General features: G+C 53.3%; 15 protein-coding genes. 9 read left to right on the forward strand and 6 right to left on the reverse strand.

Features of this window, described 5'->3' with window-relative positions:
- Positions 1 to 10 precede the first annotated feature (10 nt).
- Together E0E17_RS16935 and msrB are read right to left on the reverse strand one after the other, a co-directional pair.
- Complete coding sequence (locus E0E17_RS16935) at positions 11 to 292, reverse strand: YeaC family protein (RefSeq protein WP_130835164.1); 282 nt, start codon at positions 290 to 292, stop codon at positions 11 to 13.
- Positions 293 to 295: 3 nt separating this feature from the next.
- Positions 296 to 706, reverse strand: coding sequence for a peptide-methionine (R)-S-oxide reductase MsrB (gene msrB / locus E0E17_RS16940; RefSeq protein WP_130835165.1), 411 nt, complete (start codon positions 704 to 706; stop codon positions 296 to 298).
- A gap of 344 nt (positions 707 to 1,050) precedes the next feature.
- Here msrB and gapA point away from each other — a divergent pair, with 344 nt between their 5' ends.
- Together gapA and E0E17_RS16950 are read left to right on the forward strand one after the other, a co-directional pair.
- Positions 1,051 to 2,049 (forward strand): glyceraldehyde-3-phosphate dehydrogenase, encoded by a 999-nt coding sequence (gene gapA / locus E0E17_RS16945; RefSeq protein ID WP_130835166.1) that lies wholly within the window; start codon positions 1,051 to 1,053, stop codon positions 2,047 to 2,049.
- A 74-nt stretch (positions 2,050 to 2,123) separates the two neighbouring features.
- Positions 2,124 to 2,999, forward strand: coding sequence for a D-hexose-6-phosphate mutarotase (locus E0E17_RS16950; protein ID WP_130835167.1), 876 nt, complete (start codon positions 2,124 to 2,126; stop codon positions 2,997 to 2,999).
- Positions 3,000 to 3,023: 24 nt separating this feature from the next.
- Here the strand turns inward: E0E17_RS16950 and E0E17_RS16955 are convergent, their stop codons facing one another.
- Both E0E17_RS16955 and E0E17_RS16960 read right to left on the reverse strand, forming a co-directional pair.
- Complete coding sequence (locus tag E0E17_RS16955) at positions 3,024 to 3,830, reverse strand: aldo/keto reductase (protein ID WP_237680835.1); 807 nt, start codon at positions 3,828 to 3,830, stop codon at positions 3,024 to 3,026.
- A 129-nt stretch (positions 3,831 to 3,959) separates the two neighbouring features.
- Positions 3,960 to 4,709, reverse strand: coding sequence for a MipA/OmpV family protein (locus E0E17_RS16960; protein ID WP_130835169.1), 750 nt, complete (start codon positions 4,707 to 4,709; stop codon positions 3,960 to 3,962).
- 407 nt (positions 4,710 to 5,116) lie between these two features.
- Between E0E17_RS16960 and yeaG the strand changes: the two genes are divergently transcribed.
- The 3 genes from yeaG to E0E17_RS16975 all read left to right on the forward strand — a co-directional run bounded on the left by yeaG (position 5,117) and on the right by E0E17_RS16975 (position 8,852).
- On the forward strand, positions 5,117 to 7,051 hold the full coding sequence (gene yeaG, locus E0E17_RS16965; protein ID WP_130835170.1) for a protein kinase YeaG: 1,935 nt from the start codon (positions 5,117 to 5,119) through the stop codon (positions 7,049 to 7,051).
- 91 nt (positions 7,052 to 7,142) lie between these two features.
- A complete protein-coding gene (locus tag E0E17_RS16970) occupies positions 7,143 to 8,423 on the forward strand; it encodes a YeaH/YhbH family protein (protein ID WP_130835171.1) in 1,281 nt (426 codons plus the stop codon).
- Positions 8,424 to 8,567: 144 nt separating this feature from the next.
- Positions 8,568 to 8,852, forward strand: a complete 285-nt coding sequence (locus E0E17_RS16975; RefSeq protein ID WP_130835172.1) for a hypothetical protein — start codon at positions 8,568 to 8,570, stop codon at positions 8,850 to 8,852.
- A gap of 265 nt (positions 8,853 to 9,117) precedes the next feature.
- Here the strand turns inward: E0E17_RS16975 and E0E17_RS16980 are convergent, their stop codons facing one another.
- Complete coding sequence (locus tag E0E17_RS16980; RefSeq protein WP_130835173.1) at positions 9,118 to 9,825, reverse strand: phage antirepressor KilAC domain-containing protein; 708 nt, start codon at positions 9,823 to 9,825, stop codon at positions 9,118 to 9,120.
- A gap of 245 nt (positions 9,826 to 10,070) precedes the next feature.
- Between E0E17_RS16980 and E0E17_RS16985 the strand changes: the two genes are divergently transcribed.
- The 4 genes from E0E17_RS16985 (at position 10,071) to E0E17_RS17000 (ending at position 15,269) form a co-directional block, all read left to right on the forward strand.
- The gene (locus E0E17_RS16985; protein WP_130835174.1) at positions 10,071 to 11,798 is read left to right on the forward strand and encodes a potassium/proton antiporter; all 1,728 of its coding nucleotides are present in this window, start codon (positions 10,071 to 10,073) and stop codon (positions 11,796 to 11,798) included.
- 76 nt (positions 11,799 to 11,874) lie between these two features.
- Positions 11,875 to 12,108 (forward strand): DUF1480 family protein, encoded by a 234-nt coding sequence (locus E0E17_RS16990; RefSeq protein ID WP_130835175.1) that lies wholly within the window; start codon positions 11,875 to 11,877, stop codon positions 12,106 to 12,108.
- Positions 12,109 to 12,488: 380 nt separating this feature from the next.
- On the forward strand, positions 12,489 to 13,955 hold the full coding sequence (gene wbaP, locus E0E17_RS16995) for an undecaprenyl-phosphate galactose phosphotransferase WbaP (protein WP_130835176.1): 1,467 nt from the start codon (positions 12,489 to 12,491) through the stop codon (positions 13,953 to 13,955).
- Positions 13,956 to 14,078: 123 nt separating this feature from the next.
- Positions 14,079 to 15,269: a multidrug effflux MFS transporter gene (locus E0E17_RS17000; protein WP_130835177.1), complete on the forward strand. Its 1,191-nt coding sequence runs from the start codon at positions 14,079 to 14,081 to the stop codon at positions 15,267 to 15,269.
- Between the two features lies 1 nt (position 15,270).
- On the opposite strand, the gene dadX is transcribed toward E0E17_RS17000, so the two are convergent.
- Positions 15,271 to 16,341, reverse strand: a complete 1,071-nt coding sequence (dadX, locus tag E0E17_RS17005; protein WP_130835178.1) for a catabolic alanine racemase DadX — start codon at positions 16,339 to 16,341, stop codon at positions 15,271 to 15,273.
- Between the last annotated feature and the right edge of the window lie 12 nt (positions 16,342 to 16,353).

The raw sequence follows: 16,353 nt of genomic DNA on the forward strand, positions 1-16,353 counted from the left end.
CGTATCATTTTCAGTGCAGATTAATGCGGGTGACGTCCGGTTCAATCCCGAACTCTTCCTTTAACTGCCGTTTCGATTTCGTCACCATTTCACCGCCTTTGGCGATAGTCATATGTTGTGGCGTCTCGTTATGCTGTGCCTGCCACAGCATCACCAGCTGCAGACAGTGTTCCCGCTGCTCTGGCGTCAGTGCCACGCCATCTGGCCATTTACCGGTTTCGACGGCGGTCGCGAGGCGTTGGTAAACCTCAGGCGTCATCGCCGTCAGCAGGGCGTCGAGTTCCTGTTTCATCGCTTATCCTTTTACCTGTGCGCCGTTCTCATCGGTGAAACTCAGCGATGCGGAGTTGACGCAATAGCGTTCGCCGGTAGGCTGTGGCCCATCGGGGAAAACGTGTCCCAGATGCGCGTCGCAGTTGCCACAGCGGATTTCAATGCGCTGCATACCATGGGAATTATCTTCCAGATAGCGAATCGCATCGTCCTTAAGCGGCTGATAAAAGCTTGGCCAGCCACAGCCAGAATCGTATTTGGTTTCTGAAAGGAACAGCGGTGCATTACAAACCAGACAGTGATAAATGCCCTCCTGCTTGTTATGCAACAGTGCCCCGCTAAACGGCGGCTCGGTGCCGCGCTGCTGCGTCACATAGCGCTGCATCTCTGTCAGCTGGGCAATTTTCGCGTCGGGTGTGGTTTCTTTAGCCATTTTAACGGTCCCGGAGAGTGTTATTCTGGAAAATTCGACTACTATTCTAACAAATGGCTAACAAGAACCGGGTTGTTTTTCGTGCTTATCGTTGAACCCCGTCCGTCACGGCGCAGTTTTGTGACTCGGATCACCTTTTACAACTCATATCCCTTTATATTCGGCGATCCAGGCAAAAAAATCCGTGGCGACATCTGTACGCGCAAGCGGCTGCGCACTGGAATAATTCCGCGCTGGCGAATTGAGCTATCGCAATAATTGACACGATTCCGCTTGACGCCTGGTAAGGTTTTTGTAATTTTACAGCCAACCTTTTATTCACTAACAAATAGCTGGTGGAATATATGACTATCAAAGTAGGTATCAACGGTTTTGGCCGCATCGGTCGCATTGTTTTCCGTGCTGCTCAACAACGTTCTGACATTGAAATCGTTGCAATCAACGATCTGCTCGATGCCGATTACATGGCTTACATGCTGAAGTATGACTCCACTCACGGTCGTTTCGACGGCACCGTAGAAGTGCAGGATGGCGCGCTGATCGTTAACGGCAAAAAAATCCGTGTTACCGCTGAGAGAGACCCGGCTAACCTGAAGTGGGACGAAGTCGGTGTAGACGTAGTAGCTGAAGCAACCGGTATCTTCCTGACCGACGAAACTGCACGTAAACACATCACCGCTGGCGCGAAAAAAGTCGTGATGACCGGTCCGTCTAAAGATGCGACCCCGATGTTCGTACGTGGCGCTAACTTTGAAACTTATGCTGGCCAGGATATCGTTTCCAACGCTTCCTGCACCACTAACTGCCTGGCACCGCTGGCTAAAGTGATCAACGATAACTTCGGTATCGTTGAAGGTCTGATGACCACCGTTCACGCAACCACTGCAACCCAGAAAACCGTTGATGGCCCGTCTCACAAAGACTGGCGCGGCGGCCGTGGCGCGTCTCAGAACATCATCCCGTCTTCTACCGGTGCTGCAAAAGCGGTAGGTAAAGTGCTGCCGGAACTGAACGGCAAACTGACAGGTATGGCGTTCCGCGTACCGACCCCGAACGTGTCTGTGGTTGACCTGACCGTACGTCTGGAAAAACCGGCTACCTATCAGCAAATCTGTGAAACCATCAAAGCGGCGTCTGAAGGCGACCTGAAAGGCGTGCTGGGCTACACCGAAGATGAGCTGGTTTCTACCGATTTCAACGGCGAAGTGCTGACTTCCGTGTTCGATGCCAAAGCGGGTATCGCACTGAACGACAACTTTGTAAAACTGGTTTCCTGGTATGACAACGAAACCGGTTACTCTAACAAAGTACTGGATCTGATTGCTCTGGTTGCTTCTAAATAAGCATTCATACGCAATAATCAAGGGCGACTAAGGTCGCCCTTTTTTATGCTGGTCAGCTAAAAAGAGGGTCTTTTATGCAAGATAAGCTTTTTTCGCTACCCGTTGTCGAACAACTTTCCCCCTACCTTTCCCGACGCCAGGCGGGCGAATTGCCGGTGCTGGTGATTAATCATCCACGCCTGCGTGCGGCTGTCGCGCTGCAGGGCGCGCAGCTGTTAGCCTGGCAGCCAGGCGGTGAGCAGCCGGTGATCTGGCTGAGCGATAAAACCCCGCTGGCCTCTGGCAAAGCGATTCGCGGAGGCGTGCCCATCTGCTGGCCCTGGTTCGGCCCGGCCGGAGAACCGTCTCATGGCTTTGCCCGCACCCAGCCCTGGGTTTTGTCCGCCCATGACGAAAATGACGAGGGCGTGATCCTGACGTTTGTGCTGGAGAGTAACGCGCAGACGAAAAAACTCTGGCCCCATGACTTTACCCTGTTTGCCCGTTTCCGCCTGAGTCAGCACTGTGAAATTGAGCTGGAAGCCCATGGCGACTTTGAAGCTACCGGCGCGCTGCACAGCTACTTCCAGGTTGCGGATATCAGTCAGGTTGAGGTCAGCGGCTTAGGCACCGATTTTATCGATAAGGTGAACAACGGCGTGCAAGGCCAGCTGACAGGCAAACAGACCTACCCCGGCCGTATCGATCGCATTTTTACCCACCCGGAAGATTGCTCGCTGATCAGCGATAACGGCGGACAACGCTGCATAGAAGTGTATCACCATTATCACAGTGACGTTGTCACCTGGAACCCGGGTGCCGAACTGGCCTGTAGCATGAGCGATATGGCGAACGAAGGTTACAAAACAATGGTGTGCGTTGAAACGGCGCGTATTTCGCAGGCGATGACCAGCGCCGGGGAACAACCTGCCCGTCTGGCCACCACCTTCCGCATCCGTAAAAAAAGCTGAGTTTCTACGGCGCGCTCTGCGCCGTTACACCACATCCAGCGGCTGTTTGCCGCTCGGGGCCGGAAACGCCTGCTCAATGCGGGCCAGTTCCTCCGCGCTGAAAGCGATCGTCAGGGCTCGGGCATTCTCTTCCACATGCGCTACAGTGCTGGCTTTGGGAATTGCCAGCACGCCGGGATGCCGAATCACCCAGGCCAGCAGCAGCTGCGCTACGCTAATGCCCCTTTGTTGTGCAATGTCGCGCAGCGTGGCGTCGCTCATCAGGGTGTGCCGCAGTCGCCCGGCCTGCGCCAGCGGACAGTAAGCCATCAACGGCAGATGGTGCTGCTGGCACCAGGGCAACAGATCATATTCAATGCCGCGCGAGGCCAGATGATAAAGCACCTGATTCGTGGCGCAGCCTTCCCCGCCCGGTAACTGCCACAGGCGCTGCATCTCATCGCTGTCGAGGTTGGACACTCCCCAGTGCCGGATTTTGCCCTGCTGCTGCAGTTTTTCCATGGCTCGCACGGTCTCGTCCAGTGGTAGGTTGCCGCGCCAGTGCAGCAGATAAAGATCGAGATAATCAGTCTGTAAACGGCGCAGGCTGCGCTCGCAGGCTTTGCCTGCCTCTGCCTCTCCGGCATTCCAGGGGTAGACTTTGGATACCAGCCAGGCAGTGTCGCGACGTCCTTTTAACGCCGCGCCGACCACCTCTTCTGCGCCGCCATCCGCATACATTTCTGCCGTATCGATGACTTTCAGACCCTGTTCCAGTCCGACCTGCAGCGCGCGCACCTCCTGCTGACGTTGCGCCTGGTTTTCTCCCATATACCAGGTGCCCTGGCCAATGGCCGGAAGCGGCTGCGACTCTCCGGGAAAAAATAATGCTGTGAGCCATAACCTCTCCTTGCATCATCATGAGGCAGTCAAAAAAGCAGAGGGCAAGAATTGCCCTCTTTTAATGCAGACCTGACGCGATCAGAAACTGTAGCTGATGCCTGTCCAGAGGGCTGTCTGACCGCTTTTATCCACCATCGGGCTGTCTTTGATTTCATCATCAAAGCGGGTATAGCGCCCGATCAGAGAAGCATTCCACTGCGCGTTAATGCGATAATTCACGCTTAACTCCACATAGGGCGACCAGCTGTCATCGGGGCGGTAACCACGGATACCGGTACGAGCGGCCTCATGTCCTGACACGCCATAGTAATAGCGGTTTTGATTTGCGCTGTTCCATGTGGCACCAATGCCTGGCGTCACGCTGAACTGCCCGAAGTCGAGACGATAGAGCCAGGCGAGATCCCAGACGATACCGTTACTGTTGTTCAGCACATCGCCCAGCAGCCCGGTACGCAGGATGCCCCACTCCGCTTCATGACGGTAACTGACGCCGCCCATTAATGTCATACGCCGCTTGTCGAGTTCTTTCATGTCACCCAAATCGTTATCATCGGGATCGTACTGCTGCGGCGAACCTGACAGGGTTAGCGAGAGGCGGTTTTGCGAATCTTTCCACAGGTAATAGCCTCCCTGCAGACTACGCAACCAGAACTTTTCTCCTTCGTAGTTAATAACCGGAACGGGAAGATAGCGATCCTGGCCGCCCCGATACGGAGACTGGGCATAAATCACCGAGGCTCCCAGGGAGAGCGGTTCCGCTTCTACGCCACACACCGCAAAACAGCCAGGTAAAAAAGCAGCAACGACCTTAAGTTTGAATTGGTTCACAATTTATTCATTCCATAAATATAACAATCACCGCTGAGTCTACCGAATTCGGTATCGGGTTTACATTATAAGGTATCAGCGAAAAAGCAAAGGCCTTGCCGATCAGTCGTCCGCAGGCCTGAGCTCCTCTCACAAGCGCGCTGGCTGCGCTTATCTGACTTTGTTATTGATATATCGCTAAATAAGGAGGTGTCGCGGAGGTAAATTCTTAAATGCCTTCTACAGTTAAAAGTAAGACGAGACTTTTTGTTCGAGCAGAGTAACCATAACAATTGTGTATCCCGATATAAAATCGTCAGGTTGGCATAAGGGTTGCTGTACTCAAAAGAGAATATCTTCCGGGAGCTGCATGAGCATCTGAATTACGCTCCTTTACCTGTGCTAAAAACGAAAGGACGGGCATTGCTATGAATATATTCGATCACTATCGTCAGCGTTATGAAGCTGCCAAGGACGAAGAGTTCACACTGCAGGAATTTCTTACCATCTGTAAGCAGGATCGCAGTGCATACGCTAACGCCGCAGAGCGACTGTTGATGGCCATCGGTGAGCCAGTAATGGTCGATACGGCTCAGGAGCCACGCCTTTCCAGACTATTCTCTAACCGTGTTATCGCACGCTATCCGGCTTTTGAAGAGTTTTATGGTATGGAGGATGCGATTGAGCAGATCGTCTCCTATCTGAAACATGCCGCTCAGGGGCTGGAAGAGAAGAAACAGATCCTCTATCTGCTCGGACCGGTGGGCGGTGGTAAATCCTCGCTGGCCGAACGGCTGAAATCGTTGATGCAGCGCGTGCCTGTCTACGTGCTGAGTGCCGATGGGGAACGCAGCCCGGTCAACGATCACCCGCTCTGCCTGTTTAACCCTCAGGAAGATGCCCATATCCTTGAAAAGGAGTACGGTGTGCCGCGGCGCTATCTCGGCACCATTATGTCGCCCTGGGCAGCAAAACGGCTGCATGAATTTGGCGGCGATATTACCCGCTTTAAAGTGGTAAAAGTCTGGCCTTCCATTCTGGAACAGCTGGCGATCGCTAAAACCGAACCGGGTGATGAAAACAACCAGGATATCTCCGCGCTGGTAGGTAAAGTGGATATCCGTAAACTGGAGAACCATGCTCAGAACGATCCGGACGCCTACGGCTATTCCGGTGCGCTCTGCCGGGCTAACCAGGGCATTATGGAATTCGTCGAGATGTTTAAAGCGCCTATCAAGGTGCTGCATCCGCTGCTGACCGCCACCCAGGAGGGTAACTACAACGGTACTGAAGGGATTTCCGCCCTGCCGTTCAACGGTATTATTCTGGCGCACTCCAACGAATCAGAATGGGTACAGTTCCGTAATAATAAAAACAATGAGGCGTTCCTTGACCGCGTCTATATCGTCAAAGTGCCTTATTGCCTGCGTGTCTCTGAAGAGATCAAGATTTACGAGAAGCTGCTGAACCACAGTGAGCTGGCTACTTCGCCCTGTGCGCCGGGTACCCTGGAAACCCTGGCGCGCTTCTCCATCCTGTCGCGTCTGAAAGAGCCGGAAAACTCCAGCATCTATTCAAAAATGCGCGTCTATGATGGGGAGAGCCTGAAAGACACCGATCCCAAAGCGAAATCCTGGCAGGAGTACCATGATTACGCCGGCGTTGATGAAGGTATGAACGGTCTTTCTACCCGTTTCGCCTTTAAAATTCTTTCACGCGTGTTTAACTTTGATCATACCGAGGTCGCGGCTAACCCGGTACACCTGTTTTATGTGCTGGAACAACAGATTGAACGTGAGCAGTTCCCGCAGGAACAGGCAGAAAAATATCTTGAGCACCTGAAAGGCTATCTGATCCCGAAATATGCGGAGTTTATCGGCAAAGAGATTCAGACCGCCTATCTGGAGTCCTACTCTGAATATGGACAAAACATTTTTGACCGCTATGTGACCTACGCTGACTTCTGGATTCAGGATCAGGAGTATCGAGATCCCGATACCGGACAGCTGTTTGATCGCGAATCACTGAATGCCGAGCTGGAGAAAATCGAGAAACCTGCCGGGATTAGCAACCCGAAAGATTTCCGAAACGAAATTGTGAACTTTGTGCTGCGTGCCCGCGCTCAGAACAACGGACGCAATCCGAACTGGACCAGCTATGAGAAACTGCGCACGGTCATTGAGAAAAAAATGTTCTCGAATACCGAAGAGTTACTGCCGGTGATTTCGTTCAATACTAAAACCTCAACGGACGAACAGAAGAAACATGACGATTTTGTCGATCGCATGATGGAGAAAGGCTATACCCGCAAGCAGGTGCGCCTGCTGTGCGAATGGTATCTGCGTGTGCGTAAATCGTCATAATCCATACCTGTAAGCTGGCCGGCGCATGGGTGTCGGATAACCCAGGCCGGGCATGCCCGGCCTGGCTTGCACTGTAGTTTGGGGGAATCATATGGCCTATTTCATCGATCGGCGACTCAACGGCAAAAATAAAAGCGCGGTCAACCGACAACGCTTTTTGCGCCGTTATAAGTCGCAAATCAAGCAGTCGATCTCCGAGGCCATCAACAAGCGTTCGGTTACCGATGTGGAAAGCGGTGAGTCCGTCTCTATTCCGGTAGATGACATTAACGAACCTATTTTCCATCAGGGGCGCGGCGGCAATCGCCATCGTGTGCATCCGGGTAACGATCACTTTGTACAAAATGACCGTATTGAACGCCCGCAAGGTGGCGGCGGTGGCGGCGGAAGCGGTCAGGGTAACGCCAGTCAGGATGGTGAAGGTCAGGATGAGTTCGTCTTTCAAATCTCCAGGGATGAATATCTCGATCTGCTGTTTGAAGATCTGGCGCTGCCTAACCTGCGTAAAAATCAGCACCGGCAGTTAAATGAGTACAAAACCCACCGTGCGGGCTTTACCTCAAACGGGGTGCCCGCCAATATCAGCGTGGTACGCTCGTTACAAAACTCGCTGGCGCGCCGTACCGCGATGACAGCGGGGAAACGCCGTATGCTGCATGAACTGGAAGCGGAGCTGGAAGAGGTTGAGAGCACAGAACCAGCGCAGTTGCTGGAGGAAGAGCGTTTACGCAAGGAGATTGCCGAGCTACGCGCGCGCATTGAGCGGGTGCCCTTTATCGACACCTTTGACTTGCGCTACAAAAACTTTGAGAAACGTCCGGAACCCTCCAGCCAGGCAGTGATGTTCTGTCTGATGGACGTCTCCGGCTCGATGGATCAGGCCACCAAAGATATGGCAAAACGCTTTTATATTTTGCTGTATCTGTTTCTCAGCCGTACCTATAAGAATGTTGAGGTGGTCTATATTCGCCACCATACCCAGGCAAAAGAAGTCGATGAGCAGGAGTTTTTCTACTCGCAGGAAACCGGGGGCACCATTGTCTCCAGTGCGCTGAAGCTGATGGATGAGGTGGTGAAAGAGCGTTATGACCCGGCACAGTGGAACATCTATGCGGCGCAAGCCTCAGACGGTGATAACTGGGCTGACGATTCACCGCTGTGTCATGAAATCCTGGCAAAAAACATTTTGCCGGTGGTGCGTTACTACAGCTACATCGAAATCACCCGGCGGGCGCATCAGACCCTGTGGCGCGAATATGAACATCTGCAAACCATATTCGACAATTTTGCGATTCAGCATATTCGCGAGCCGGAAGATATCTATCCGGTATTTCGAGAGCTCTTCCACAAGCAGGCGGAGGATGTACGTTAGCGTTGCCTGGCGCCGTTTAACGCCGGATAAACCAGTCAAAAGCAGCCTGCACGGCTGCTTTGTTATTTCCGGTTGCGCTACCCCACTGCGCAAAAGGTGTTGCCGCCGTGCAAGCGCGAGAACAGGAAGCGACTGCAGAAAGTGATGACGATTAATGACACCGAAAAACAGCAGCTGATAGAAAAACTCCAGATACGCATCAGTGATTACCAGACACAACTGACGCGTCAGTGTGCATTAAGCGAAGAAGAGAGGTTTGATTATTACACTTGTTGTTTCGCTCTTGCCGCGCTGACTGCGCCGCCGGTTCTTTTGCCTTACTGCAGCGCCAGCCCGGTGTGCGAAATCGAAGCGGGTTATGCCAGTGGCGTGAATGACTGTAAAGAAGCGATACGTCGGGCAGGTTATCCCATTGAAGGCGATGACTGAGAGCAGCCTGCCGCGCACAGTAAAAATCTGTCTTCATAGAAGGCGGCTTTGATTGCACCCCATAGAGGGGTACCAAAAACCTTAAAAAGCAGTCTCTGCCTGTTCCGTAAGATTCAAATCCAGAGACGATAAGGCAGAGCCAAAAACTTATTAAGGCAGAGCCAAAAACTTATTGATGACCACGCCCGCAGGACGTGGTTTTAAGCTGGCAATAAAAAACCGGTGACAGCACCGGTTTTTAACAGAGCACCTGACTTGCCGCGCTTCAGGCGGCAGCCCCTTTCGGCTGGGAGGCAAGATGGCCCGCCCAGAGACTGGCTACCCATTTTACCCCTTTAGCGGTAAAACGCGCCTGCGAAAAGGCGTGCAGATTTTCACCCACCCCCGCGCGCAGCGTAAAGTAGCCGGCCTGCAGATGGTGTTGCTGAGGCGTCAGTACACCATTAGCGCGATACATAATATTGCGCTCCAGCAGGAACTGGCGGAACTCTGGCTCTTTTACCTTGAGCATTTTGCACAACTGGCGAAAGCCCATCGACTCTTCAACCTGCACGAAGCGGTCAAAGAACTCGGCCTTTGGGGCCGACAGGGCCAGCTGCTGCTCAGCGGCCTGACGCTGTTCAAACTGTTCAGCCCAGGCACGCGCCGCTGCCGCCGGATTGGTAAAATCGGGCAGATTGGTATGCTTCTCACGTTCCTGCCAGCGATCCAGAGCTTCGGCGGTAAAACCCGGAGAAAGGCGTGCAACAGCAAGCAGCGAATCACGCTTATTCAGGCAATACTCCTGGCGCATCTCACCATCAATTTCATAGACGCTGGTGTTCAGCGGCTGCGAAAGACGTTGCGCCGTTTCAAGACTTTTAATCAAACGTTTCACTTCGCCGTGGGTTATGCCTGTCATTTTGGCAATTTCACGGCTGCTCATTGTGACCGATTGATTCAGCGAATTCAGGTTTTCTGTCGAAATCATCATAGGCTTCACCACTTACTTACCAACAGCGTTCACCCGATTGGGCAGTAGAAATAGTATACAGCCACCTGTTTAAATATCCAGTGTTTTTTTTAGCCAGTTAGGTAAAACTACGTTGTAACAACAAAAAGAATTTTGTGGTGATAAGCGCTGACAAGCTGTTGATTAAGCGTTATCTTTTGACAAGTGAAGCGCTAATGCAACACACTGTTCTAAGCCATCACCCTCAGCTCGCAGGAGTAAGCGTCTTGAATGCCAGCATGATTTACAGTCTTTTCATCATCGGTTCTGTGCTGGTTGCAGCAAGTATCCTGCTAAGTTCCCTCTCCTCACGCCTTGGTATTCCAATTCTGGTCATCTTTCTCGCACTGGGGATGCTAACGGGTATTGATGGCATCGGCGGCTTTGCGTTCGACAACTATCCACTGGCCTATCTGGTTTCTAACCTGGCGCTGGCGGTCATTTTGCTTGATGGTGGTATGCGCACCAAAGCCAGCTCTTTTAAAGTTGCGCTCGGGCCAGCGCTCTCGCTGGCTACGGTGGGCGTGTTAATCACCGCCGGTCTGACCGGGCTGGCGGCCGCCTGGCTGTTCCGGCTGGATTTGATGCAGGGATTTTTGATCGGCGCCATCATCGGTTCCACCGACGCCGCGGCGGTCTTCTCCCTGCTGGGCGACAAAGGCCTTAACGAACGCGTTAACTCCACGCTGGAGATCGAGTCGGGCAGTAATGATCCGATGGCGGTCTTCCTGACTATTACCCTGATTGAGATGATCCAGCAGGGGCAAACCGGATTGAGCTGGATGTTCCTGGTGCATCTGGTACAGCAATTTGGTCTCGGTATTGTGCTGGGTCTGGGCGGCGGCTGGGCATTACAGCAACTTATCAACCGCATCTCGCTGGCGAATGGCTTATATCCACTGCTGGCGGTAAGCGGCGGTATCCTGGTTTTTGCCTTAACTACCGTGCTGGAAGGAAGCGGTATTCTGGCCGTCTATCTTTGTGGTTTCCTGTTAGGTAACCGGCCGATTCGCAACCGCCATGGAATTCTGCAAACCTTTGACGGTATGGCCTGGCTCAGCCAGATTGGCATGTTTATCGTCCTTGGTCTGCTGGTTACGCCATCAGACCTGTGGCACATTGCCGTTCCGGCCATGATCCTGTCCCTGTGGCTGATCCTGATCGCCCGCCCTCTCTCTGTTCTGATAGGACTGCTGCCGTTCCGTGGGTTTAATGGACGCGAACGCTTTTTTATCAGCTGGGTTGGCCTGCGCGGCGCGGTGCCGATTATTCTGGCGGTATTCCCGATGATGGCGGGTCTGGAAAACGCCTCGCTCTATTTTAATATCGCCTTCTTTGTCGTGCTGGTTTCTCTGATGCTGCAGGGCACATCCCTGGGTTTTGCCGCCCGGAAAGCCAGGGTCATTGTACCGCCGCTGGCCTCGCCGATTAGCCGCGTAGGACTGGATATCCATCCGGAAAACCCATGGGAACAGTTTGTCTATCAGCTCAGCGCGGATAAATGGTGTATCGGCGCCGCGCTGCGCGACCTGAAAATGCCGCGCGAGACACGCATTGCGGCCCTGTTCCGTGACAATGCGCTGATGCACCCCAGCGGCAATACGCGCCTGAAAGAAGGGGATGTGATCTGCGTGATCGGACGCGAACGCGATTTGCCGGCGCTGGGGAAAATGTTTAGCCAGACGCCGCCGGTGTCGCTCGATCAGCGCTTCTTCGGGGACTTTATTCTTGATGCCGATGCACGCCTGCGTGACGTCGCCCAAATCTACGGGCTGGAACTGAATGATGCGACAAATGACCTGCAGTCGCTGGGGCAACTGATTATGGGACTGTTAGGCAGTACCCCGGTTGTGGGTGATCAGGTAGAGTGGAATCATTTAATCTGGACGGTAGCGGAAAAAGAGGATAACAACATTATTAAAATTGGCGTGCGTGTAGCGGAACAGAAGGAATAATCCTGACGCGTGAACTCGATATTCCTCCCATAACAACTATGATTTCTATTTAGCCCAGAGCTTACGGGAGGAAATAATGGGTCACGTGCTTAAAATTAATCCTTATGAAATCGTCGATGCAGAAATGGATGTTGATAACCTGCAGACGGTGCGCATTCCCTGCCAGACTAATCCTGGTTTGGTTCGTCAGCTGGATGGCTGGGATAGTGAAACCAGCATATCGGCACAAATTGACGGCAATCAGGTGGAGCTGGCATTAGATCACTATGATAAGGAGCATGATTGCTGGGTTTTAAAAAAAGCGGTCTGATTTTTGTTTTTGCCGCCATTCCTGAACGTTTGGCGGTAATTCCTAAAAAGAGTCTTAAAATTTATTGTTATAATTCTCTACCCTCCTGATTTATCCTTTTTTTTCAAAAGATTAAAGAAGAGTAACTTTAATCTGTAGTGTCCTTTTCAGACTATTTCCATATTAACTAAGTCAAATATCTACTGCATACTCTTTAACGTTGCTGCAGCTTTTCGTGACGTTAATCACGTCACCGACAATCCTTTTGGTGCAGCGCTTATGGCAGCATTGACTCGTAGCAAGCTGAAACAGAAACGTTTTTTTCTGTCAGCCGATTACACCTGAGCGCGTACTTGATTCTGGTCAGGCCATCTTTTACTTAAGAAAAGAGAGCAGGTTTTATGGCAAGTACATTGGTAATGAATGATGCAAGCCGCTCCTGGAGCGGGTTGCGTAAAAATATTATTGCGAAAATTGCTCTGAGCGTTTCAGATCTTATCGCTTTAAATCTGGCATTGTTTTTATCTGCCGCAACTGTCCAGGGTATTTGGGGAGAGCTGGACAGTTTTATTCCGCCGCAGCAGATTGGCTACCGTTTTACAGCACAATTTATTATGTCGCTGCTGTGCACCGGCTGGTTCTGGATGCGTATGCGGCACTATACGTATCGCAAACCGTTCTGGTTTGAACTGAAAGAGATTATTAAAACGCTGGTGGTCTTTTCGCTGCTCGATCTGGCGCTGATCGCCTTTTCGAAATGGGACTTCTCACGCCTGATTTGGGGCTTCAGCTGGAGCTATGCGCTGCTGTTGCTGCCGCTGATGCGTGCCCTGGTGAAACGGGCGATTAATAAAGCGGGCCAGTGGCAAAAGGAAACCATTATTATCGGTTCCGGTAAAAACGCCATGGAGGCTTATGCGGCGTTGCAGAGCGAAGAGATTCTTGGCTACAACGTGCAGGCCTTTATTGCCGTTGATGAAGGTAATCATCCTGAAAACCTGAATGGCGTGCCGGTGATCACCTGGAAAGATATTAACTGGCAGACCATGGACCGGGATAATACTCAGTTCATCGTGGCGATGGAGTATGAACAGCAGTCGGCGCGTGATAAATGGCTGAAGTTTTTGTCAAAAATGCAGTGCCGCTCAATCTCGGTCATTCCGACGCTGCGTGGCGTGCCGCTTTACGGTACAGATATGTCATTTATCTTCAGCCATGAAGTGATGATTTTGCGCGTCAGCAACAATCTGGCGAAGCGTTCTTCCCGTATCCTGAAGCGCGCTTTTGATATTGTGGTCGCGTCTTTACTGCTGCTGTTTCTGGCCCCGGTATTTGGCGTGATCTGCTGGATGGTAAAACGTGATGGCGGCAATGCAATCTATGGTCATGAACGTGTCGGTCACGAAGGCAAAAAATTTAAGTGCCTGAAGTTCCGCTCAATGGTAACTAACTCACAGGAAGTGCTGCAAAATCTGCTGGCAACCAGTGAAGCGGCGCGGGCTGAATGGGATCGTGATTTCAAACTGAAAAACGACCCGCGCATCACCAAAATCGGCAATTTCCTGCGTAAAACCAGCCTGGATGAACTGCCTCAGCTCTGGAACGTGATCCGCGGCGAGATGAGTCTGGTCGGCCCGCGTCCGGTGATTGAAGCCGAACTGGAGCGCTATGCTGGCGACGTGGATTATTATCTGATGGCGAAACCGGGCATGACCGGCCTGTGGCAGGTCAGCGGCCGTAACGATATCGATTACGACACACGCGTCTATTTTGATTCCTGGTACGTGAAAAACTGGGCGCTGTGGACGGACATCGCTATCCTGTTTAAAACTGCGGGCGTGGTACTGCGTCGCGACGGCGCTTACTGATTCATCATCCGTACGCTGCCGGTGCCCGTTGCGCCGGCAGCGCATTTTTGTATGCTGCCCTTCCCTTTTTATCCCTGAATCATTACTCTCTCCGCTCTTTTGACAGGATGTTTGCCGGATAACATGCAAAAATTTACCCTGCTTCTGCTTAGTCTGGTGCTGCTGGCGCCGTTAGGCATCGATCTCTATTTACCTACCCTGCCGCAAATTGCGCAGGGACTCTCTACCCCCGTGACCAATATTCAGGCGACCATTCCGCTGTTTTTGCTGGTGATGGGTATCGGGCAGCTGGTCACCGGTCCGCTGGTAGATAACTTTGGCCGTAAACCGGTGGCATTAATTGGCCTTGCCCTCTATATCCTGGGCAGCGTAGTTGCCGCTACCGCCACCCTCTGGCCGATTTTCTTACTGGCGCGCCTGATTCAGGGCTGTGCCGTCTGTTGCACCGCCGTGGTGGCGTTCAGTGGCGTGCGCGATCGCCTGAACGGGGAAGAAGCGGCACGCGCCTATGGTTTTCTGAATGGCGCTTTAAATATCGTGCCCGCGCTGGCGCCGCTGCTGGGGGGGTTACTGGCGGAGGCTTATGACTGGCGTGCGCCTTTCTGGTTTCTGGCGGCGTATGCCCTGCTGATCACGGTGATAGTTTTCTTCTGGCTGCCGGAGACACGCCCGGCCAATACCCTGAAAGTAGTCGGGCTGCCGCTGCGTCAGTATGGCGCGATTTTGCGCCAGCCGCGTTTCCTTGCCTTCGCCTTTGCCAATGCGGGCGCGCTGGGCATGGTGCTAACCTATGTCTCTCTTGCCCCACAGGTTCTGATGATCGAAGGCGGATTGTCGCCGGTGCAGTTCTCCTTCGCCTTTGGCGCGAACGGATTCTGGATCCTTGCGGTCAGCGCCTTCGTCAATAAAACCATTCGCAAAGCGGGCCGCCCTTTCTGTCTGGGGATGGGATTTATTACTATGTTGACCGGCGCCCTGCTGCTGGCTGGCGGTGAGACGCTGCTGCCGCTGGCGTGGCAGACCCACTGGGCTCTCTATATGATCCCGGTGGCGATCGCCGTTGCTGGTCTCGCCTTTACCGTCGGCCCGGCGACCAGCTACGCCCTTGAGCCTTATCAGCAACAAGCAGGGGTGGCGTCGGCATTGCAGGGGTTTATTCAAATGGCGCTGGGCGCGGCGGGCAGTCTGTTAATGGTTGCCTTGCCGATTGCAGAAAAAACTGCGCTGGCGCTGATGATGCTGGTGGGTTCGGCGCTGGTATTTATCGCCTGGCGCTGCAGTAAAAAGATGCGCGGCACCGTCACCGCGCTCTGATTCAGATCACTTCTACCGGCACGCGTGGGGCGAGCGCGCACATCAGCTCATAACCCACCGTACCTGCTGCCCGGGCGACATCGTCGATTTTGACCTGTTCGCCCCACAGCTCCACTTTCGAACCGATACCCGCCTGCGGGCATGGGGTCAGATCGACCATCAGCATATCCATAGAAACCGCCCCCAGCGTGCGGGTCATCACACCGTCAACCATCACTGGCGTGCCAGTGGGCGCATGGCGCGGATAACCGTCGGCATAGCCGCAGGCAACGACGCCGATACGCTGTTCGCCGGTCGCATGATAGCGATAGCCGTAACCGACTCCATCCCCGGCACTCAGCTGCTGAATCGCAATAATCTCACTGCTGAGCGTCATTGCCGGCTTCAGACCGGTGCTGGCTATATCCTGCCACTGCCCGCTCGGCGAGGCGCCATACAGCACGATGCCAGGACGTACCCAGTCGTAATGCGCTTCCGGATGCCAGAGGGTCGCCGCCGAATTGGAGAGCGAACGCGGACAGTCGAGACCTTCGGCAGCCTGTTCGATGCGCCGCAGCGGCTCAATCAGCCCGTCCGGTTTCTCGGCATCCGCGAAATGCGCCATCAGCGTCATCTCACCCACATTGTCCAGCAACCGCAGTTTGTTCCAGGCCGCCGAAACCTGCTCGGGACGAAAGCCGAGCCGGTTCATGCCGCTGTTCACCTTCAGGTAGATATCCAGCGGCGCGTTTAACTGTGCTTTGGCCAGCGCATGAATTTGCCAGTTACTGTGAACACTGGTGGTCAGGCGATAGCGATCGAGCAGAGCCAGCTCGTCGCTGTGAAAGAAGCCTTCCAGCAGCAGAATGGGTTTTTTCCAGCCCTGCTCGCGCAACAGGATCGCTTCCTCCAGGTTAAGCAAGGCGAAGCCATCGGTTTCCGCCAGACTCTGCCAACAACGGGCAATACCGTGCCCGTACGCGTTGGCTTTCACAACAGACCAGACGCGGGAATGCGGGGCTGCCTGGCGTACAATCGCCAGATTCTGCCGCAACGCCTGTTGATGAATGGTTGCGACAATTGGACGTGACATACTTCTTCTCCC

This window comes from [Erwinia] mediterraneensis (genome assembly GCF_900604315.1).
Lineage (GTDB): Bacteria > Pseudomonadota > Gammaproteobacteria > Enterobacterales > Enterobacteriaceae > Pantoea > Pantoea mediterraneensis_A.